Origin of the sequence: Terriglobus sp. ADX1, from assembly GCF_036877645.1 — a bacterium.
GTDB lineage: Bacteria > Acidobacteriota > Terriglobia > Terriglobales > Acidobacteriaceae > Terriglobus.
Window position 1 is genome coordinate 12,732 of record NZ_JAEDXV010000024.1, and the last position, 21,963, is coordinate 34,694.

The following is a 21,963-nucleotide window of genomic DNA, read 5'->3' on the forward strand; positions in this document are numbered from 1 at the left end:
CATAAATTTCACGGAACTTTCCCCGCAAGCCAAACGTACTTCCCCTTGACATCCGACAGAAGAAGCGAGACTCTTGTCGAGTATCAAGGGGAAAGCTAAATGCCACCATCCACAGACCTTTTGCAGGGCACGCTCGATGTGCTCATCCTGAAAACACTTGCTCACGGTGAAATGCACGGTTGGGGCATCGCCTCGCGCATCCAGCAGGTCTCTGATGATGTGCTGCAGGTAGGCCAGGGCTCGCTATACCCCGCACTGCATCGCTTGGAATACAAAGGCTGGATTGAATCCTCATGGGGCGCCAGCGACAACAATCGCAAGGCTAAGTTCTACGCACTCACACCCGTGGGTCGCAAACAACTGCGCAGCGAAATCGATCAGTGGAACCGCCTCAGCTCTGCTATCTCTCTCGTGCTCGCCGCACCGAAGGAGGACTTCGCATGATCCACGAACTCTTCACCCGTCTCGGCTTCCTCTTCCGTCGCCGCCCCGCCAACGATCTCGACGAGGAGCTTCGCACGCACATGGAACAGTCCATCGAAAGCAAAATCGCATCCGGCATGTCGCCGGAAGAAGCACGCCGTCAGGCAGGCATAGAATTCGGCAGCATGGAAGCCGCGCGCGAACAATCCGCAGGCGCACATCCGCGATCGTGGTTCGGCACCCTGCAGCAGGACCTTCGTTTCGGCCTTCGCTCCCTCAAGCGCGACCGTGGTTTTGCCATCGTCTCCATCCTGATTCTTGCGCTTGGCATCGGTGCCAACGTCGCAGTCTTCAGCCTGGTCAATACCATTCTGCTGCGACCGCTGCCGTTCAAAGACCCGCAACAGGTGGTATGGCTTGAGCCCGCGGAAAAAGCCGGTGGACTCTCCGGTTCCACCTACTCGTCGGACGCATATGACGACCTCGTTGCCATGAACCGCTCTTACAGCGGCGTCACTGGCTACTTCGCTTTCTCCTCACCCAACAACATGAAGCTCACGGGCAACGGCATTCCCCAGCCCATCACGGGCATCGGCGTGGTGCCAAACTTTCTGGACGTGCTCGGCATCAAGCCCGAACTGGGTCGCAACTTCCTGCCCGGCGAAGGCAAGATGAATGCACCAGCCGTTGCGTTGCTCTCACACGCTTTCTGGAAGACTCACTACCAGGGCGATCCCAACATCGTCGGCAAAGCAATCTCCGTCGACGAGAAGCCGTTGACCATCGTTGGTGTGCTGCCGCAGAGCTTCGATTTTGGAGCAACCTTCTCGCCTGGCACACGTGTTGATGTACTTAGCCCATTCAGTCTCGACATGGGTCGCAACTGGGGCAACATCATCACACTTGTCGCACGCCTAAAGCCCGGCGTAACAACGCAACAGGCCAGCACGGAAGCCGCCGTCCTCTTCCCGCAGTTTTACAACAACAAGAAGTATCCGCACTCCAAAGGCGATTACGGCCCCGCCGTTGCTACAGCCATCAAGGAACATGTTGCAGGCCAGATACGCCGTTCCCTTTACATGCTGTGGGGCGCCGTCGCGATGATCCTGCTCATCGTCTGCGTCAATCTCTCCAATCTTCTGCTGGGCCGCGCTGCCACTCGCAGCAAGGAGTTTTCGCTACGCTTCGCTCTCGGTGCCAGCCGAAGCCGCCTCATCCGCCAGCTGCTCACAGAGAGCGCTTTGCTCTCTTTCTTCGGAGCTCTGCTCGGCATCGGCCTTGCAGCAATCATCGTGCAGTGGCTCGCTCATCAAGGCTCCGTTGCACTACCGCTACTTTCAGAACTGCGGATCGACACCACATCGCTGATGTGGACTGTTCTACTCGCCTTCGGTGCAACGCTTCTCTTCGGTGTTATGCCAAGCCTTCGCGTCACCGGCGGCGACCTGCAATCGCAACTGAAAGACAGCGGCCCCGGCACCAGCGAAGGCCGATCCCATGATCGTCTCCGCAACACATTGGTCGTCAGCGAAATTGCGCTGGCATGCGTGCTCATCATAAGTGCGGGGCTTCTATTGCGCAGCTTTCTGCATGTCATGGATGTCGACCTTGGCTATCAACCATCACAGGCCGCAGCCATCGCTCTCGACGTTCCCAATCTGAAGGACGAACCCCGCTACGCCTTCTATCGCAACGTACTCAGTGAAGTCTCCAACATCCCCGGCATACAAAGCGTCGGCCTCTCAGATAATCTGCCGCTCGCACGCAACCGCACATGGGGCGCGCCACGCATTAAAGGCGTGGATTACAAGCCGCACGAGCTACAACCCACCTTCATCTACATCGCCACACCCGGTTATGTGAAGACAATGGGCATGCATCTGCGCGGACGCGACTTCGCATGGACTGACAATGCTTCCAGCGAAAACGTCGCCATCATCAATGAAAAGGCCGCACGCTTCCTGTTCCCCAATGGAGACGCCATCGACCACAAAGTCATGCAGAACGACAAGGAAATCCGCATTGTTGGAGTTGTCTCAGACATTCACGAGACAGACGTTGAAGCCAGTTCCGCATGGCAACTCTATCTTCCTCTCACCCAGGGCTGGGGAGAAGATGGTGCCGAACTCGTTGTGCGCAGCACACTACCTGCAGACACACTCGGTCCCACCATCATGCAGACACTGCGCAAACTGAATCCCGGCCAACCCGCAATGCAGTTGCGGCCCTTGCAGGAATTCGTGGATCACTCCACCTCACCACGACGCTTCTTCGCAATCCTCGTCGCTGCCTTCGCAGGAACAGGATTGATCCTCGCCTGCCTCGGCATCTACGGCGTGATCTCCTACTCCGTCACACGCAAAACGCAGGAGATCGGCATCCGCATGGCACTCGGCGCATCGCGCGACGTGGTGCTGCGCGACATCATCGGCAGAACACTACAACTAGCCGCCATCGGCATCATCGTCGGCTCCATCGCATCATTCATCGTCGCGCAGAGCATCAGCGCCATGCTCTACGGAACCCAACCCACTGACACCACTACCTTCATCGCAACACTCGTTTTACTGCTGGCAGTAGCCCTCATCGCAGGCTACCTCCCAGCAAGAAGAGCCTCACAGATCGACCCCATGGCCGCCCTGCGCACGCAATAACCTCCGTGCAAAAACAGAGGGCAGAGCCGAAGCTCTGCCCCTTGTCTCCTTGGAGGAACTAGTTAGAAACCCTTCGCCGTCGGATCAGGCTTCGGCGTTTCAATACGTGGAAGCATCTCTGCACGCGTCGCAGCGTTATATGCAAACCACGCTTCAATCATCGAGCCCTGCATCACGTCGCCCTTCTGCACACGGTCATAAAGATCCATGTTGGAGTGATGCGTGCGTGTGCCATACTCCAGCGGGTCCTGCATAAAGCCAATACCGTTCAGGCCAATCCACGAGAACGAAGTGGAATCCGTACCACCCGGAGCCTTCGTCGCACCCGCAGTCTGTCCCGTCACCGCGATGATGCCCACATCCTTGATCGGCTCAATCCACGAACGGAAGATCGACGCCATCTCATCAGAACCCAACGCCGATACTGCACGGAAGCGACCGGAACCCGAATCGTCGTTGAAGTAGACATCCAGCTTGTCATACTCCGGCGTCTTCACCATCGTGGTACGCGGTGCATAGTGCTTCTGCACATACGCCAGCGATCCATAGAGACCTTCTTCTTCACCGCCCCACAGAGCCACACGCACCGTACGCGCCATCGGCTTCTTAATGGTGGCAAGAATACGCATCGCTTCCATCGCCACGGATGATCCCGTGCCGTTGTCAGTTGCGCCTGTGCCACCCTGCCAGCTATCGAAGTGACCGCCAACCATCACCACTTCATCCGGCTTCGTCGTGCCCGGAATCTCACCGATCACATTGAAGCCATTCAGATCATCCTTCTGATAATCGACAGCAATGTCGAACGTCAGCTTCGGATGCTCACCATGCTGCAGCAGACGAACCACGCGGTTGTACTGCTCTGGAGTAATCGCAGCCATCGGCGGGCCAACCGGATCATTCGGATTCTGCGAACCACCGTACGATGCAAAGACCGTACCGCCATCGCCGTTGTAGCCCGGCGTAATCGCAACAGCAACGCCTTCGTCCTTCAGGAACTTGTTGATCTTGTTGCGCAACACCATGCCACTGGCGGCTGCAGTCGAAGTCGTGCTCGGAGTAATGTCACCGGGACGCGGAGCGGCAGCACCCGGACGCGCACCACCGAAGCCGCTGCGCGAAACATCATTCACCACCGTGCGCGCCATCACCTCGGCATCAGTCAACCGCTTGGCTTCTGCTTCGGTGTGCATCTCCAGCTCACGCGGATCAAAGATCAGAACAATCTTTCCCTTGAGCTTGCCCTTGTACTTTTCAAAATCACGCTCGGTATGCAGCGGCGCCCATACGGCTTCCGCCGTCACAGGCCCATCCGTACCCGGCGTCCACGCCAGCGGGAATCCAATCAGCGATGCATACGCAGGTGTCTCCAACGCTCCATAGAACTTCTTGATCTGCCATCCGTAGCCGAACGGGCCCCACGATTCAAGGTGGACATTCTGCAGACCCCATTCCTTCATCTGCTTCATGGCCCACTCAGCCGCAGCGCGATGATTGCGGCTGTTGTTCACACGCGGGCCGTACACCTCGCTCATGTAATACAGATTCTCCATCACCTGCGAACGCTCAAACGCCTCGCGCTTGATCGCGTTCAACGCAGTCAGATCCACCTTGTCGCCGCCGGCTTCCTGCGCGAACGAACCCTGTCCCATCACCACTGCGGCCGCGCACGCAACCGCCGCCAGCTTGTTCCTTAAACGAATCACTGTCATCTCCCCTGAAGGTGCAAAAGCGCATGGATGCTCTGAAAAGCACCCGAGCCCGCTGCATTCTGTCGATAGATACAGAACGAAACGGGCCCGGCCATTGTTTCAGCTAGTCACTATTTTTAGAAAGTGACTTTGAAGGCAAACTGCACGTTGAACGGTTCGCCAAATCCAATACCCGGAGCCGATGCGCCGTTACGAGTATTGGTGATCAAACCAAAGGTGCTGCTGCTGATGTTGCTCACGCTCGGATTGGCATAGTTGTTGAAGTTGAAAATATTGAATACCTCAGCACGAAACTCCGTGTTGATCTTCTCTGTGATCGGCGTGTGCTTGAACAGGGAGAAGTCAACCGTCCGGAAGTTCGGGCCAACATACGCGTCGCGACGCATGTTGCCATACGTGCCGACAGCAGCCGCAGTGAATGCTCCGCCGTTCTGCATCCAGCGATACTGACGTCCAGTGCTGGTGCTTGTGGCCAACTGCAGACCCGTATAAGGATTGATGCCGGCATTCACATTCGGACGATCCTTCAACTGGTACGTGCGGCTGTTATCCGTACTCACCGTCGGGCTCAGCGGCAAGCCAGACGAATACTGGAACGACGCATTCAACTGGAAGCCCTTCGTCACACGCGGCATCGCATGGAAGAACTGCGGCACCGTGTAGAACACATAGCCGTTCACGTTGTTACGGCCATCGAACGTGCTCGGACCGTAATCCGCCTTCAGGTTGTAGCTGTTCATGGGCGTTCCGGTTGCAGAACTGGTATCCATGGACTTGCTCCATGTGTAGTTCAGGTTGCCGGAGAATCCCTTCCACTCAGCCTGACGTACGCTAACCTGAAGAGCGTTGTAGTTGGATGTGGCAGATCCGCGAAGTTGGTTAATGCCTGCAAGTGCGCCACCAACGAACGCGGCATTCTCATTCACAAACGATGTCTGCGTTGCATAGGGACGTGGGTTGTAGGCTGTCGAACCACTGGCCAGTGGCTGGTTCAGATCGAAGTAAGTGAGCAGGTTACGGCCGAGCGTTCCAACATAACCTACCGTCATCAGTGTCTTCTTGCCGACCTGCTGCTCGATATTCAGGTTGAACTCATCCGCGTACGGCATGCGGATGCTCGGATCGACACCAACCGCGCCAACCGTAGGAGCAGCCGCTCCAACGAATGGATTCACGCCCACCTGCCAGCTCACTGCATTGTTGATATAGATGGCAGCTGCATCAGGCCCTGCGGGATTGTTCTGCGAGTACGCCGCGCCACCATTACCCGTGGTGCCAGAGGCAAAGGCACTCATCGCAACCGTATCGTAGAAGCGTCCGACAAAGCCGCGAATGACAGTGGAGTTATCTTCGCGTGGCGAGTACGCAAAACCAATACGCGGCGCAACCGAAGCGTAGTACTGGTTGTACATCGGCTTATAGAATCCGGCTGCATTCGAGCCGCTCGCTGGACGGAAGCTGTATGTATCATCCACCTGCGAATGAATCACGCCCGGAACCGAGTAGCGCACACCCAGGTTCAACGTTAGTTTCGGATTCACCTTGAAGGTATCGGCGGCCCACGCCTCTTCCGTGTTCATCAACCACACACGCTGCGCATTGCCCTGCAACAACCGTGCGCCGGACGATGCCGTCGGCTGACCTGCGAGGAAGTCTGCAATGTAAGCAAGGTTGTTGCAAGCTGCAGAAGTAGTAAAGCCAAGACTCGCTGCATAGGCGAGCGAGCTGGCATTGCACGTGGAACCTGTTGCGCCAGTGCCATTCGTTGCGCGGAACCACGGACCGCGCGTGCCATCAAAGTTAAACGTGCCACGCGATGACGAGAAGTAAAGCTGATTAATATCAGCCCGACGATACTCACCACCAAATACAAGCTGGTGACGCCCCAGCGTCCAATGCAGCGAATCTGTGATGTGACCGGTTACGTCGGTACGTCCTGAAGGCTGCGTCGCGCCGGTAATGTCAAAGCTGCTGATGCTGATGGTTGGCGCGCCCTGCGCCACAATCGGATTCGTAATGCCCAGGTTCAAACCGGCTTTCGCCTGTGGGAAGAAGTTCTGGTTGGCATCATTAAACGTCTGCAGGAAGTAGTTCACACCCAGCGTCAACTGATTCAGGATCTTGCTGGAGAAGATGTGATTGTCCACCACGGAGAAGTTGTGGATGTGCATCGGTGCAGTCTGGTAGTAGTCCGCGTAGTACGAACCCGTCGGTGCAGTCTGCTTACCCGTCGTGCCCAGGTAGCGCAGGCTCAACGTGTTCTTATCACCAAAGTGGTGATCCAGCTTAATGATGCCGTTATATGAGTTGTAGTTCGTTGTGCCTTGCGCGAAGTAGTTGCTGGTCGTCGCAGCGCCGCCCTTTGAATTGGCAGGGAACAGCAAACCATACAGATTCGTGCTGAGCTGGCTCACCTGCGGCGAGCTGGCAAGACCACCGCGCCACGCATTCATGAACGACGTAGCACCCGCAATCCACGAGTCCGTCAGCACCGTATCTGTCAAAGCAGTGTTGATCTTCGCAATCTGAATTTCACCCGCGAGGAAGAAGAACGTCTTGTCTTTCCAGACCGGTCCACCAAGTGTGAAGCCGCCTTGATGATTGCGTAGGAACTGCTTGCGGCTACCAACAGGAGCTACAGGCGAGATGGCCGCAAAGAACTCATTGCGATCGAAGTAGAACACGTCACCATGAAGATTGTTCGTGCCGGACTTCAACACCATGTTGCTGTTTGCGCCAGCATTACGGCCCTGATCAGCAGCGCCGCCGCTCTGCATGGAGAACTGATCGATCGCTTCAATCGGAATCAGACCACCGGCAACGCTCGCGATACCACCCTGGTTTGAAGCCACAATACCAAGCCACGCATCCACGTTATCCGCGCCGTCCACCTGGAAGTTGATCGAAGCCGTACGCGATCCATTCACTGAGTTGGAGAGCGCAGCCACACCCGGTGAGTAACGCACCAATCGCGTGAAGTCACGGCCATTCAACGGCAGTTCGGCAACCGCCTTGTTATCCACCACAGTCACCAGTGCGCTCGACTCGGTATCCGGCGCAACTGTGTTGCCCGCAGCCACATCCACAATCGTGCTCTCTGCGCCAACGCTCAACGGCACATCGATCGTGGCAACCTTCGTCACCTGCACATCAATGTCAGATACCTTGCGCGTGGCAAAACCCGGAGCGCTTACCGTCAACTCATATTTGCCCGGCGCAATTTCCGGAAAGCTATAGTTGCCAGCGCCATTTGTCTTGCTCTGAATCGCTGCGCCTGTCGCAGGATTCTTCAACTCCACGGCGGCATTCGCAACAATCGCCCCCGTGCTGTCTGTAACGGTGCCACTCACCGTTCCGCGAAATGTCTGAGCCCCTGCAACAGCACTGCCGATGAGGACAGCCGAAGCTGCCAATGCAAAGCTGCCGCGCCTTACGTACGAAAAGCTGCTGCGCTTGGAATACATGGTCATCTGAGTCTCCCTGAGGTCCTGCAAAAGTCGGCCCAATGGCGTCTATGCAAACTGCGCCTGTGGGCAGATACAAGAGTGCGTTTACGCCGCGTGAAACAGGGCGAAGCGCAAGCCCGGAACGTCATTCCGGTGAAAAAGGTTGTACGATAGGCCCACAGTAACCGTTAAAGCGCCACGACGCAAGAGATAAAGTTAAGTAACTTTCATATTTTTCTTACACTCCCGTCGCATTGCACCGCATCTGCAACACAACATCGCGAAGCATTCCCGAATCAGGACAGAGCGACAAAAGAAAAAGCCCGCACGGCTTGAAAGCCATGCGGGCTTGATTTGTTTCGGTACGCCGAAGTTAGAAGATGATCTTTCCGGCGAACTGAACGTTGAACGGAGCACCCGAAGAGATACCAGTGGGCGCACTCGTAATGCGACCGAACTGTGAGCTGGTGGGGCTCGTCGTCGGCGTGCTGGGATTCAGGATGTTGAACAGGTTGAACAGATCCGCGCGGAACTGGAACTTGACGTTCTCATAGATCGTCGTGTTCTTCGCCAGTGCTGCATCGATGACGTAGAAGCCAGGTCCACGGAAGTAGTCGCGGCCCACGTTACCGTGCGATCCGTAGGTGGGAACGCTGATAACCGTATTCGCTGCAGCAGCCGCCCAGTACTGGATGTACTTGCTGCCGTCTGAGTTGGTCTGGATGCTACGGCTGCCCGTCTTGTACACACCGCCGTTGTAGTTAACGCGGTCCTTGTTGTTCATACCAAGACCGGTGTTATCGCCAACGGTGATGTTGATGGGTGCCGAGGTATGCAGCTGGGCATTCAGAGTCGTCTGCCAACCTGCAGTCAGCGGAGCAAGATGCTGCGTGAACTGCGGAACTTCCCACACAAGGTATCCGTTCAGCGTGTGGCGGATATCGAAGGTGGCATTTCCGTAGTCCAGACCCAGGTTGTTGGAATCGATCGGGCCAGTGCTGCGGAAGCCCGAACCATTATCCAGCGAGTGGCCATACGTCCAGGAGAGCTGGCTCGTCAGATGATGCCAGTTGTTGGACTTGATGGTTGCCTGCAGGGAGTTGTAGTTCGATGCTCCCCAGCTTGCAACTTCTTGCACCGGACCGATCGAAGCGTAGTTCGCAACGCACTTGTTGATGTAGCAAGGGCGACGCGGAATCAGCGCAGTAGCGGAGGTGCCTACACCGGGTGCAGCCTGGTTGGCATCACGAAGACCATACAGGTGTGTTCCCGTAGAGCCTACGTATCCCAGCGTAACAACCGTGTTGCGGCTGAGCTGATATTCCGTGCCCAGGTTGAAGTTCTGAGAATAAGCCGTCTTCAGATTCGGGTTGACGGAGAACAAGCCATAGTTGGAGGCGCCAGCGGCACTCGCCCAAACGTACTGGTTCGTCTGCCATGTGCCCACGCCAAGCGACACGTTCTGCACACCACCGAACGGATTCGCCTGCAGGCCGGTCGCCGTGCTGCCAGTAGCAATGCTGCCGTTGTTGCCGAAACCGTTGAACGGCGGCGCATCGAAGTAGATGCCATAGCTGGCGCGAAGCACCAGCTTGTCGGTAGGCGTAAACGCAACACCAACACGCGGAGAGAAGTTCACCTTGCTCGGGCTATAGGTGGAGGGATTTCCGGGTGTACCCACCTTGATCAGGCCGTTCGCGTCAGCACCCGTAGCGCCGGGACGCCAGATCGACAGCGGACCCGTTGAAGATAGGGCACCGAAGTAGTCATAACGAACACCGTAGTTCAACACCAGCTTCGAGCTCGCCTTGAACTGATCCTGGAGGAAGAACGTGAGGTCCGTACGATACAGATCGCGACGCAGGGTGCCCTGAACAAATGACCCCGAGAAGTAGGTGCCGTTCAGGAAGTCTGCCAAGGCCAGCACTTCCGTATGCGTGCCGATGTATTGCGCATCATTGACGCCGCCGCAATCCGCGTTGACGGTTCCGGGGCCTCCGCACACCTGGGCTACGTTCTTGTTGGAAGACCAACCACTTACACCGGGACCAAGCGTTGTGTTCTGCGAAGCATATCCGTTGAAGGTGAAGTTGCCGCGCACACCGCTCTGATACTGCAGATCGATGTAGCTGCGACGGAACTCACCACCGAAGCGGATCTGGTGCGCGCCCTTTACCCATGTCGCTGTATCCGTGATGTGACCGGTGTAGTCCTTACGTCCGAGAGGCTGCGTGACACCTACCGTGTCAAAGGTGCTGCCCAACGTGATGGACGGAGCACCGAACAGCGCCGGGTTCGTCACACCCGTATTCAGGCCAAGGCCCGGCATGTTGAAGTCGTGACGGAGATCGTTGAACGTCTGGTTGAAGATACCGGTTGCAATGATCACCTGATTAGACAAACGATCCGTCGGTGCCCAGTTGTCAGACAGAGAGAAGCTCTGCGTGATGTCCGGAGCCACCTGGTAATACCAGTACGTGCTTGTGGTGTTCGCAGGTTCTGCCTGACGTCCCGTACCCACGAAAGCCTGCAGACGAATGGTCTGCTTCGGCGACAGAATGTAGTTCAGGTTGCCCACAAAGTTGTCGCTGTAACCGTGGCGCTGGTGGGTTTCCACATAGTTGCTGACGTTCGCAGCAAGGCCGGGAGCATTACCGCCTGCCCACAGAGCCTGCAGCAAGTTCACCGACAGCGGATTGACCGTGTTAATGCCGTGACGAGCCAGCAACTGAGTGGCCTGCGTTACATAAGCTGCACCGGGCTCCGTGAGCGAGTTGCTGGAGAGCTGAATGCCGTACGCCTGGCGTTCATAGTTCGTGAAGAAGAACAGCTTGTCCTTGAACACCGGACCGCCGATGGAGCCACCGAACTGCTGGTTACGAGTCTTCGTCTTGCGAGCGCCAGTCTTCGCAAAGAAGTCATTCGCTGCGAAGAATTCGCTACGGCCATAGAAGTAAGCCGAACCATGGAAGCTGTTCGTACCAGTCTTCAGGCCCAGTGACACAAGACCACCGGCACTGTGGCCCGATTCCGCACTACCCGAGGACTGAATCGAGAACTGATCAATCGCTTCGATCGGCAGCGTGACACCAGCGATAGGACCAACGCCGCCCTGGTTAGCAGCCGTGCCGCCCTGCCAGATGTCGTTGTTGTCTGTACCGTCGATCTGATAGTTGATCTGGTTGCTACGGGAGCCATTCAGCGAGCCATTCGCGTTATAACCAGGAGCCAGCGTCAGAAGGGAGATAAAGCTACGGCCATTCAGAGGAATTTCCGCGACGGCCTTGCTTCCGATAACCGCATTATTCGCCGTCGACAGCGTCTGGATCTCTGAAGTGGTATCCGCAGCAACATCAACTACAACTTCCGAGCTGCCCACAGACAGCTTGCCATTCGCCGGGGTCACAGCACCCGGGTTTACATCAATCTTGTTCAGTGTCAGATCGCCAAAGCCAGCAGCGGAGATCGTCACCGCATACGTGCCAAGCTGAAGATCCTGGAACACATACGTACCAGCCTGCGTGCTGTTCGTCGTACGTGTTTCGCCAGTTTCCGTGTTCTTCAGAACAATCTTCGCCTGCGGGATCGCTGCCCCGGACGCATCCACCACCGTACCGCCGATACCGCCGCGATACGTCTGTGCACCTGCCGTTACGCTACTTACCAATACTGCTGACGCAAACAGCGCCAGGTGAGGCCTCTTAGTGAACATACTCATGGTGCTCTTCTCTCCTGCTGCCTGGGGGTCGTCCCGAACCTATGGGTCTGCGACGAGATACACGTATCCCATGGCGGACCAAAACCTCCTGTAACGCTGACTGCCAGCGCTGCGGGGGCGGTTAGGAACGACAGAACATCTGAATTGACAAGGTAGATATCACCCTATTCAAACAACGTTCACAATGCAACCACTCATTTCGCAAAAAATTTATCTTTTCGATTGCTTGCACTGAATACGTTGCAATCTCGAACGCTGAAGGCAAAATTCGTTCGCAAAACGAACCATTTCAGTTAAGGAATGTAATGACAAACAAAGAGGGAGACGCCGAAGCGCCTCCCTCTTGCTATGTCCATTTTGGAACAGTTGTTAGAACACCAGCTTCGCGCCCAGCTGCAGAATGCGCTTATCGCGATAGCCCGTGATATTACCCGCGGTGCTGCTATAGCCACTCGCAGTAATCAGGCCACTCGTGCTGATGGTGTCCGGGTTCGTGTGGTTGAAGATGTTGAACGCTTCCCCGCGAAGCTGCAGGTTCACGTTCTCCCAGATGCGGATGTTCCGGAACACACCCGGATCAACACGCCACCATCCCGGCCCGTTCACGCCATTGCGCTGCGAGTTGCCGCCGCGATACTGCCCCAACGGAACCGCCTGGTACGCATTGATGTTGAACCAGTGCTGACGCGTGTGGATCGGACCGCTCGTTGCGCTGGCAACGTTCGGGTTCGCCACCTGGTCCGGACGTCCGCTCGCCGCGCTGGACGAAACGATCACGCCCACGCCCGCCGGATCAAGACCGCTGGTGGTCACGTTCAGCGGCAGACCGCTGTTGAAGTAGCCCAGCGCCGAAACCTCCCATCCACCCAGCAGGTGTCCCACAAAACCCTTCTGCTCATAGAAGAAGGGCAGTGCGTACACCGCGTTGAAGTTGAAGATGTGCGTACGATCCGCAGCGCTGCGGCCGTACTCCAGGTCCGGACGCGACGAGATCTGCGGCGCACCCGTACGGTCAGCATTCGCATTCGTCAGCGCACGCGACCACGTATAGTTCACGCTCACCAGCGAATCATGCTTCCACGACTTCCGCCCGCCAATCTGCAGCGAGTTGTAGTTGCCGTCGAAGATCGGCAGCACGCTATTGATTACGCCATAGCCGCGATACGGACGAATCTGGTTAATCTTGTTAATCGTCGTCGTGTTGATTGTGTAATAACCACCGCTCGCCGTACCCACACCTGGCGTAGCAAACGCACCGGGTGCAGGCTGGTTGATATCCACCAGTCCAATCAAATGAACCTGATGGCTACCCACGTAGCTGACGTCCGTCGTCACACCCCAGCCCAGCGACTGCTGCACACCCAGCGAAAACTGCTGGTTGTACGGCGTGCGGAACTTCGGCGATGTCGCGCGCAACACCGGAGCCGCGTAGCTCACATTCGCTGCCACAGCCGCCGGATTATCGAAGCTTGTGTTCGAAATCGTCGGCGACTGCACATACGGAATGTTCTGGAAGATGTTCTGTTCGTAGATGCCGAACAGAGCCGAGTCATACGCAATGCCGTAGCCGCCGCGCACGCTCGTCTTGCCATTGCCAAACACGTCGTACGCAAAGCCAAGGCGAGGGGCGAAGTTCAGGTTGTCGCTCTTGCCCACCTTGTCGCCATAAGGAGAGGTGGCCGCCTGGCTCGATCCGCTGTTGATGCTGATGCCGTTCAACCGATTCGCATTCGGATTCGGCGTCGTGCCAGTACATGGCGCACCGACAACGCACAGGTTACCGGCATTCGTCGTATCGATTGTGGGAGCATTCGCCGCCACATACAACGAAGGATCAAACGTCGTCAGTTGATGGTTCGCATCAATTGGCTGCGCAAACTTCGAGTAGCGAATGCCCAGGTTTACCGTTAGACGCGGCGTCGCCTTCCAGTCATCCTGGAAGTAGCCTTCGAACTGGTTCACCTTGATGTCCGGCGTCACGTCATAGCTGGCCTGCGAGAACGTCGTCACAAAGCCAGTCAGGAAATTCGCCCAGCTCTGCCGATAGGACAACTGACCCGTAGGCACACCCGCATCGGTAAAGGTGAATGAACCCGCATTCGCGCTGGCGTTGTTCTCCTTCTTCTCGTAGTGGTTGTAGTTCACGCCAAAGCGCAGCGTGTGCGGCCCCAGCGTCTTCGTCACGTTCAGGAAGATGTTGTGATTGCGGCTGTAATCGCGGTACGGGCCATACGTCGCCAGCGCTGTTCCACCCGTGAACGTCAGGCCCGGCACGCGCGCCAGTGTCGATTGGTAAGGAAGCTTAACCAAAGCCGCCACATCCGGCGACGCCGAGTTACGCATCGACCCAATCGGATCGCTCAGTAGCGCGCCCTGCGAGAACGCATAGCCGCCATCCATCAGCCACGTCGGCGACATCACCCACGTTGCATGTCCCAGATAAATGCGCCCTGGAGCATTCGTCGCGGTCGTGCCAACACCCGGATAACCCGAACCCTGGAACAAACCGCCCGGTTCCACTGTCGGAATGCTGTCGTTGATGATGCGGAAGAACACCTGCACCTTGTCGCCAAAGCTCTGATCAACGCGGCCAATCTGCTGGTTCGCATTGAAGATGTTCTGCAACGGCGGCGTCACCAGCGTGCCCGTGTTATCCGGAGCCGGAACGCCGGCATAAATGTCTTTGACATACGCCAGGGCCAACGGACTGAAGTTCGTCACCTTCGTGTTCTGTGTGGTGCAGGTACCAGTGGGACTCACAGCCACGCAGACAGGTGCTGCAAACGTGCCGCCACGCTCTGCAATCGTCGGCACACCGGTCAGCGTCACCGGCTTATACGTGATCACGCGACGAATCTCCTGCGAGAAGAACAGGTACGTCTTGTGCTTGCGGCCGTCATACACCTTCGGAATAAACAGCGGTCCGCCAATGGTGTAACCAAAGTCGTTGTAGCGCAGCTTGCTGCGTGGACTCGTCGTCTTCGTCGCACCAGCAGGTGTCGTCGTCAACTTGTTCAGCACATCGTTCGCGTTGAACACATCGTTGCGAACAAACTCATACGCGCTGCCGTGCAGGCTGTTCGTGCCGCTCTTGGTCACCACGTTGATCTGGCCGCTGGCGCTGCGTCCAAACTCTGCGGAGTACTGTCCACGCAGCGTCTTGAACTCAGCAATCGCATCGACCGAGGGATAGGTCAGCAGCGTATAGTTCGATCCGCGATCCACGTTATCCGCGCCATCCACCGTCCATGCGTTGCCGCTGGTACGTGAACCGTTCACGCTGAAGTTCACAACGTTCGTCGCGCCGTTCGGGCTGCTGTTGCCAATGTAGATCTGGTCGCCGCCGCTGTAAGAAACACCGGGCTGCAATCCAACAAGCTGCTCATAGTTACGCGTTCCCAGCACCAACTCACGCACCTGCGTGCCGTTGATCAAACCGGCCTGCGTCGCGTTCTCCAGGTTGATGGACTGCTGTTCGCTGGTCACGGTCACGGCTTCATTGCCGCCGCCTGCCTTCAGATCGGCATTGATGGTCAGGGCATCGTTTACATGCACCACAATGCCGTTTACCGTCTGCGTGCCGAAGCTCGGCGCAGAAACCTCAACCGTGTAGTTGCCCAGGGGAAGGGAACGGGCGCTGTACGTTCCGGAGCTGCCGGTGGTCAGCGTACGCACCACCAGGTTGCGATCCGTATTCGTGAGTTTCACCGTGGCATTGGGAATAACGGCGCCGCTGGCATCACGCACGGTACCGGAAATAGAACCACTCACATCTTGCGCAACGAGCGTGGCGGAAAGGGCAAGCGGCGCAATCAGGGCTAAGCCCCAACAGGCACCTTGCGTCCTGCGATTCATCATGGGTACTGCCTCCAGAAATGTTGCTGCTAAGGGGACCGTCAAACGCAGCTGAAACCATCGGGGGTTCCGTGGAACAGTCAGCGCAAGTGGGGGGCTGGCTATCTTCCTCGCTTATCGGGGGGAGGTAAGACGCCGGCGGGGCCGTTATATGAACATCCCGTGAATACACTACGGGATAGCAAAAAGCGTAGTCGTTCACCATCTCTCGTGCAACGGTCAAATTGCACTATTTTTTCGTCGCTTGAACCAGCGAAAACAATGCCCGGATGAAGTGTGTCGAGCGAAATTCCAGGAATCAGCCTCAATCGGCTAAGGAGTCTCCACCACCAGGGATCGCTTGCAGAAAAGCTGCGTGCAGTTGAAGACCGTTTCTTGTAGAGGCGTGCGGAATTGCCGCATGAGTGGGCCGTCGGACGGATATCTCCATGCCCCCATCTTTAGTTTAAAAGAGGCGGGTGGGCTTGCCGCAAGATGCGGGTCTTGCGGCATCATCGTCATTCTGCGTGCAGAAATTGCGTCGCAGGAGAGACGTTCGTCGAACCTGCAAACGATCTCGAAAAATGCGATTGGATCTGGCTCGACGTTCTCATTTCAAGGAGTGCTCGATATATGTCGGAAGTGGATAGCAGGTTTCGTCGGCAATTCTTTCATGGCACCCGCGCAGATCTTCAGCATGGAGATCTGATCACAACTGGCTATACATCCAACTACGGTGAAGGCAAAGTCCTGTCCTGGGTGTATTGCACCGGAACACTGGACGCAGCCATATGGGGTGCTGAACTGTCCGTTGGCAATGGGCCGGAAAGAATCTACGTGGTAGAGCCAACCGGACCAGTAGTGGATGATCCGAACTTGACGGACAAGAAGTTCCCTGGAAACCCAACTTTGTCCTACCGCTCCCGCGAACCGCTTCGCGTTGTTGCAGAGGTGACGAAGTGGCAGGGGCACTCAGCCGAACAAATTCAAAACATGAAGGGAGGCCTTGAACGTCTGAAAAGGGAACGCGCTGAGATCATCGACTAGGGTGTATCGTTCGGTACGTACCATCATCCAGTCGTTAGCTGTTCATAATTCTCTGGATGCAAGACGTTAAGGTTTCGTCGATAACGTTACATTCTGAAAGCTGGTGACCTTTCCTGTGTCTGGGTCCAGTTCGCAGGTAAAGGTAAAATCCCGCCAGCCTTTCGGAGTTCGGAACTGGCCACTCCCAGTGAGTCGTCGATTGCTCTCAAGATTCAGGGTGTGCGGATCGGCGGTTCCAAGAAACACTCGGTCGACGCCTGTAGTCTGCTTTTTCAATACAGACAGTGCGACTGGTCGGCAAAGAACCTCTGCAACTTTCTTGGCGTTGCTCCAGTCTTCCGCAACACGACGATCGCCGGGAGACTTCAACCCAGCGATCTTACGATTCACAATCGCTTGTTGCTTTGGGGACAGTTCAGGTTCCTTTGAAGATGAGGCCTGAGCGACGTCCCCAACGCACATCACGAGTAGCACGCAAAAACCGATCGATCTACCCAGCATTTCGCATCCCACGCACTTCAGGACTTTAGAAGTCATTCACGATTGCACTGAAACCGAACACATAGATCGTAATTCAACCAGGAATTTCGCTCAGTTGGGGGTTGGCCGATCCATCTTATCGATGGTCCAGATTGTGGAATGTATCTTGATATTCTCCACCGTCATGCCGATGGCGCGGAGGTCGAAAGGGACGGGTCTATCTGCCTGAGTCCCTTCGCCGTCCTGCGATATTGCGTCGGGCGCATGCAGTACGAGCTTGTACCTGCCATGCAAGCCGGTTCGATCTTCCACGAGACGCTTTGAAGGGATTCCGATGAATGTTGCGAGCACGGACATGGGTGTGTTGTAGAAGGTGTAGATGCGCTCGCCCTCTCGCTTTTCGAAAACAGCCTTGGCACCGTCGGGGAGCTCCATGATCGTCCCTGCCGTGGGAAGCTCGGTGCTTTCGGTCAGCGGCGGTGCGCTCGGGCGACGTACCAACGCGTAGGCATCAGTCATGCCTTCTGCGCTGTGTATCTGCAGGTTGCAGCGTTCGGCGAGGGCGGCACGAAGCATGGATTGCAGTTCCACGGATGTCTGCCAGTTATTCACTTTCATGTTGCGCCAACGTTCTGCGTCTTCCGGTGCGATCTTGGCAATCAGGTCATACTTCTCGGTTGTGGCCCATGAAGGAAAGCCTTTCACCTCCTCGAGGTGCTTGTAGAACGGAGCTGGAACGTAAGCGGTGTAGAGAGCGGTTTCCAATGGCGCCGCGATCGCCTCGTAACCGTCGGGCAGAATGCCCACTGCCATTTTGCTGGACTCGCCACTTGGACGAATAGACACGACATCGAAGTGCGGACGCTTTTCAGTGGCGACTTTGGGAGACGACTGCGCAGATGCGCGAATGCTGAGGGCGAGAGTGATCGTGGCCAACAGGACTGCGCGGACGCGTGATCGTCGAAGATTTCTCATTATGTATCCCCACCCACCAACGTAGACCACCGTAAGCGGAAGGAGCATACCATCCGGTAGGCATTTTGCCGAGCCCTTAAATCGGGGAGGCGAGGCCCTGCTCAGCAAATGCGTCGCGATAAACGCGGTTCGCGGAATCAATACACCCCTCAAGAACACCACGAACCGCGCGAAGCGTCGACAACAGTACGAACTACTCGAAGGGCAGCGCTCCAGCCCTGCCATAAGAATCCGGGTGCCCCACATCTCAATTCTGAGATGTGGGCCATCGCGCAAAGCGCGACCAAGCGAAGCATCGAGAGCAGTACGAAGTACTCGGAAGAGCAGGGTTCCAGCCCTGCCACAAAAACTCGCAATCAAGGACAGCACGAAGTGCCGTCGAAGGCGTCGAAACCAAAGCTCAGGCAAGACGCAGAACTTTCTGTATTCGCGAAGCGGTGTGCGTGGATCGCGGAGAGCATCAAAGCCGCTTTCAAGGGAAAGCGTGTCAAGCCCCCAAACCACCCAACTATCGGAAAACAAAAGAAATAGAGCTGGCATGCTATTTCCCACAAATCACTAAAATAGAAATAGCCACCAAGTCCGCCGACTTTCTACCCGCTGACTCGCTGCCTCTAACTCGTTTAGAAAGACGATTTTGCCTCTAAACCCAATAGAAAGACGATTTTAGAGGTAGGTCAAACCGTAACTCCCACAGAAAGACGATTTTGCGAAATGATAGGGAGGGGGGAGGGGGATCCCCACGCTATGCCGCAGACCATTGCTGAACTGAACCAGAAATTCGCCATCCGCGACCACATCACCTTTACTGAAGACGAGCCCGGCCTGCCGAAGATGCGCATCGCCACAGCCGCTTCCGATGCCACTCTTTATCTCTACGGCGCACACCTCACGCAGTGGACACCGCGTGGCGGCAATCCTGTGCTGTATCTGTCGCCCAAGTCTGCTCTCGCTCCGGGCAAGGCTATTCGCGGCGGCATTCCCGTCCTCTTCCCATGGTTCGGACCGCGCTGGAACGCCGCCGAATACGACGCCGCACACGGCACCACCTCGCCCATGCACGGCTTCGCCCGCACCACCGTCTGGACAGTGGATCGCGTCCACCTCGACCCCACAGGCGAAGTAGAGGTCACCCTCTCACTGCCCGTTGATGAGCAGGCAAAGGCATTCGGCTATCCCGACTTCCACGCCACGCTGGAGTTCCGCATCGGCAAGGAACTGCACATGACGCTCACCGTCACCAACCGCGGCAAGGAAGCCGTGGCGTTTGAGGAGGGCTTCCATACCTACTTCGCCATCGGCAACATCCACGCCGTACGCGTACTCGGCCTGCGCGGCAGCACATACATCGACAAGCGCGACAATCTGACCCGCAAGGTGCAGCGCGAGACGGAACTGGCATTCAGCCGCGATGTGGATCAGCTCCACGTCAACACCAGTGAGCCCCTCGTCCTGCAGGATCCCGCCAACCACCGCTCCATCCACATCCTCAAGACCGGCTCGCAGAGCACGGTAGTGTGGAATCCCTGGACGGTGCTCACGCCCAACTTCCCGGATCTGGCAGAGGATAGCTGGGAGCACTTCGCCTGCGTGGAGGTAGTCAACGCCGCAGACGACCGCATCACCCTGCAGCCCGGTGCCACCCACGGCATGGCAATGGCCGTCTCCGTCACTCCGCTGTAAATTTCATCTTCCGCACAGATAACAAACACCGCACAGGCGAAGTCTCTTCTCACACCAAGGGAGACTTCGCCTGATGAGTTTTGCGCTGACTGCCGCACTGTTCTGCATCGCCGGAATCACAGCCGCTGCACAGACCGTTCCCATGCCGGAAGTCACGCTGGAACCGCACGACGGCAAAACCCACTTCTACCTCGGCGAACCAATCCGTCTCGATCTGGTCTTCCGTAACACCAGCGGAACGCCCATGATGCTCAACGGCACCGACTATGGCGACCTGTCGGACAAGGTAAGCATCATGCCCGCCGAAGGCTGGATACAGTGGCGAGGACAAAGCGGCCATGACTACGCCGCCGTGCAGACACTCACCAGCCACGCCGAGCGCGTCGCCGTCCGGCTGAACGACGGCTACGTATTCCGCAAGCCCGGCCATTACACCATTCGCGTCACGGCGGCCCGCGTCAGCGGTGGCACCATGGCCAAGTCCACCGTCATTCCACCTACGCTGACCAACGGCGTGGAGATCGACCTGGAAGAAATGCCGGAAGGCATGGAAGCCGACATCGTCCGTCAGGTACAGAACGAGGTCACCAACGCCCCCGCTGGCGTACCGGGACAACGCATCCGCGAAGCCGCCTTCGCCCGTCTCGCCGCGCTGCAAGGCGAAGACGCCCTCGCAGAGAAGGTGCGCCGGATCGTGGAAGAAGACGAGGACTTCCGCAGCTTCATGCCGGTCGCCATGGCCACCACGCGTAACCTGCCGCGCCAACTGGAACTGCTCCAGGCCGCATGGCGCAACCCCGCCAATACGCCACGGTGGGACGAACCCTCAGCCATCGACGAGACACGCCGCCTGATGGCAAACCTGCCGCTGCAGGGGTCCAAGTTGACTTGGCAGGCGGGTGTGGTGCCGACAAAGCCGACCGACGCGGAGGCACAGCTCATCGTCGCCCATAACCGCGACATGGAAGACCTGCTTGCCTCCATGCCGCAACGCACCGGCGAAAGCCGCACTGTAGGAGCCTATTACCTGCTGGAGTTCCCCGGTCTGACGGAGGCGGAGAAGCAGCAGGCGCACGAATACGCCGTGGAAGAGTTCCCGCACATGGACAACATCATGCAGGGCATGCTCCTTCAGACAGCGCACCCACCTTTGCGCGATCCACGCCTCCTCCCGGCGCTGAAGGCCACACTGGACAAGACACCCGCAGATCGCGAGCCACTCATCGCCGCACTGGAACTCACCTCCGACGACGACCAGAAGCAGATACTCATACACGCCATCTGCGCACCGGGTTATCCCATTCAGCTAACCACCCTCGCGGCATGGCACGGTGACCGCCTGCCGGAAGTAGACACCTGTCTCGCCAACCGCCTGAAGTCGCCACCGGGGGACCGCGCCTTCCTCTGGAATAGTGAAGCCATCCTCGCAGCTCGGTACGCGACCCCGGCCATCCTGCCGCAGATCAAAGCCGGATGGAACGCCAATGCGCAGGACGACGCCATGCTGGCCGTGCTGATGCGCATGGCCCCCACCGAAGCCGTCGCCCTGCTGGACCGCACCGCCAGCCAGAACAACCTCCCCTTCTATCCGGCAGATACCATCTACGAGTCGCTCCACCAGCCTTTCCCACCCGAGGTACTTACATGGATACGGCATCACCTCACCACCGGGTCCGGGCTGGCCGAACAACGTAGTCTCGCGTATCAGTTGGCAGGTCACGGCGAAGCGACAGATGAAATGCTGATCGAGAGGCGCCTCACTGATCTCCGCAAGACATGGGCGCCACGCGCCTCAGAAGTGAGCTCCACCACCGACTGGCGCACCGAAACTGGTGAAGCCCGCGCCACCGAGCGCGATCTGATGAGCAGCTTGCACAATGCCACTGCATGGAAGCTATCGCCAGACAAACTGCAGGCACTCGCCGCTGGATGCATGAGCGACGAATGCCGTGGCGCTGCGAGTGTGCACATCATCAACCACTAAGGCCGCG

At 57.2% G+C, this 21,963-nt stretch carries 11 protein-coding genes; 5 read left to right on the forward strand and 6 right to left on the reverse strand.

The genetic code is table 11. From position 1 onward, the window contains the following. Nucleotides 1-99 precede the first annotated feature (99 nt). The gene (locus tag JAO32_RS14950) at nucleotides 100-444 is read left to right on the forward strand and encodes a PadR family transcriptional regulator (RefSeq protein ID WP_334241799.1); all 345 of its coding nucleotides are present in this window, start codon (nucleotides 100-102) and stop codon (nucleotides 442-444) included. Continuing rightward, nucleotides 441-3,077: an ABC transporter permease gene (locus tag JAO32_RS14955; RefSeq protein ID WP_334241801.1), complete on the forward strand. Its 2,637-nt coding sequence runs from the start codon at nucleotides 441-443 to the stop codon at nucleotides 3,075-3,077. The genes JAO32_RS14950 and JAO32_RS14955 overlap by 4 nt, the downstream gene beginning before the upstream one ends. A gap of 62 nt (nucleotides 3,078-3,139) precedes the next feature. Here JAO32_RS14955 and JAO32_RS14960 read toward each other — a convergent pair whose 3' ends face one another. From JAO32_RS14960 to JAO32_RS14975, 4 genes are all read right to left on the reverse strand, one after another. Continuing rightward, a complete protein-coding gene (locus JAO32_RS14960) occupies nucleotides 3,140-4,789 on the reverse strand; it encodes a M28 family peptidase (protein WP_443082602.1) in 1,650 nt (549 codons plus the stop codon). 116 nt (nucleotides 4,790-4,905) lie between these two features. After that, a complete protein-coding gene (locus JAO32_RS14965; RefSeq protein WP_334241805.1) occupies nucleotides 4,906-8,259 on the reverse strand; it encodes a carboxypeptidase-like regulatory domain-containing protein in 3,354 nt (1,117 codons plus the stop codon). Nucleotides 8,260-8,608: 349 nt separating this feature from the next. Beyond that, nucleotides 8,609-11,953, reverse strand: a complete 3,345-nt coding sequence (locus JAO32_RS14970) for a TonB-dependent receptor (RefSeq protein WP_334241807.1) — start codon at nucleotides 11,951-11,953, stop codon at nucleotides 8,609-8,611. Between the two features lie 369 nt (nucleotides 11,954-12,322). Next, a complete protein-coding gene (locus JAO32_RS14975; protein WP_334241808.1) occupies nucleotides 12,323-15,811 on the reverse strand; it encodes a TonB-dependent receptor in 3,489 nt (1,162 codons plus the stop codon). A gap of 609 nt (nucleotides 15,812-16,420) precedes the next feature. Here JAO32_RS14975 and arr point away from each other — a divergent pair. Beyond that, nucleotides 16,421-16,834: an NAD(+)--rifampin ADP-ribosyltransferase gene (gene arr, locus JAO32_RS14980; RefSeq protein ID WP_334241810.1), complete on the forward strand. Its 414-nt coding sequence runs from the start codon at nucleotides 16,421-16,423 to the stop codon at nucleotides 16,832-16,834. A gap of 66 nt (nucleotides 16,835-16,900) precedes the next feature. Here the strand turns inward: arr and JAO32_RS14985 are convergent, their stop codons facing one another. Continuing rightward, nucleotides 16,901-17,224: a DUF930 domain-containing protein gene (locus tag JAO32_RS14985; protein WP_334241812.1), complete on the reverse strand. Its 324-nt coding sequence runs from the start codon at nucleotides 17,222-17,224 to the stop codon at nucleotides 16,901-16,903. Between the two features lie 201 nt (nucleotides 17,225-17,425). Then, nucleotides 17,426-18,289, reverse strand: a complete 864-nt coding sequence (locus JAO32_RS14990; protein WP_334241814.1) for a TIGR03435 family protein — start codon at nucleotides 18,287-18,289, stop codon at nucleotides 17,426-17,428. A gap of 747 nt (nucleotides 18,290-19,036) precedes the next feature. Between JAO32_RS14990 and JAO32_RS14995 the strand changes: the two genes are divergently transcribed. After that, complete coding sequence (locus tag JAO32_RS14995; RefSeq protein ID WP_334241816.1) at nucleotides 19,037-19,972, forward strand: D-hexose-6-phosphate mutarotase; 936 nt, start codon at nucleotides 19,037-19,039, stop codon at nucleotides 19,970-19,972. A 73-nt stretch (nucleotides 19,973-20,045) separates the two neighbouring features. Further along, nucleotides 20,046-21,956, forward strand: a complete 1,911-nt coding sequence (locus JAO32_RS15000) for a hypothetical protein (protein ID WP_334241818.1) — start codon at nucleotides 20,046-20,048, stop codon at nucleotides 21,954-21,956. Nucleotides 21,957-21,963: the final 7 nt, after the last annotated feature.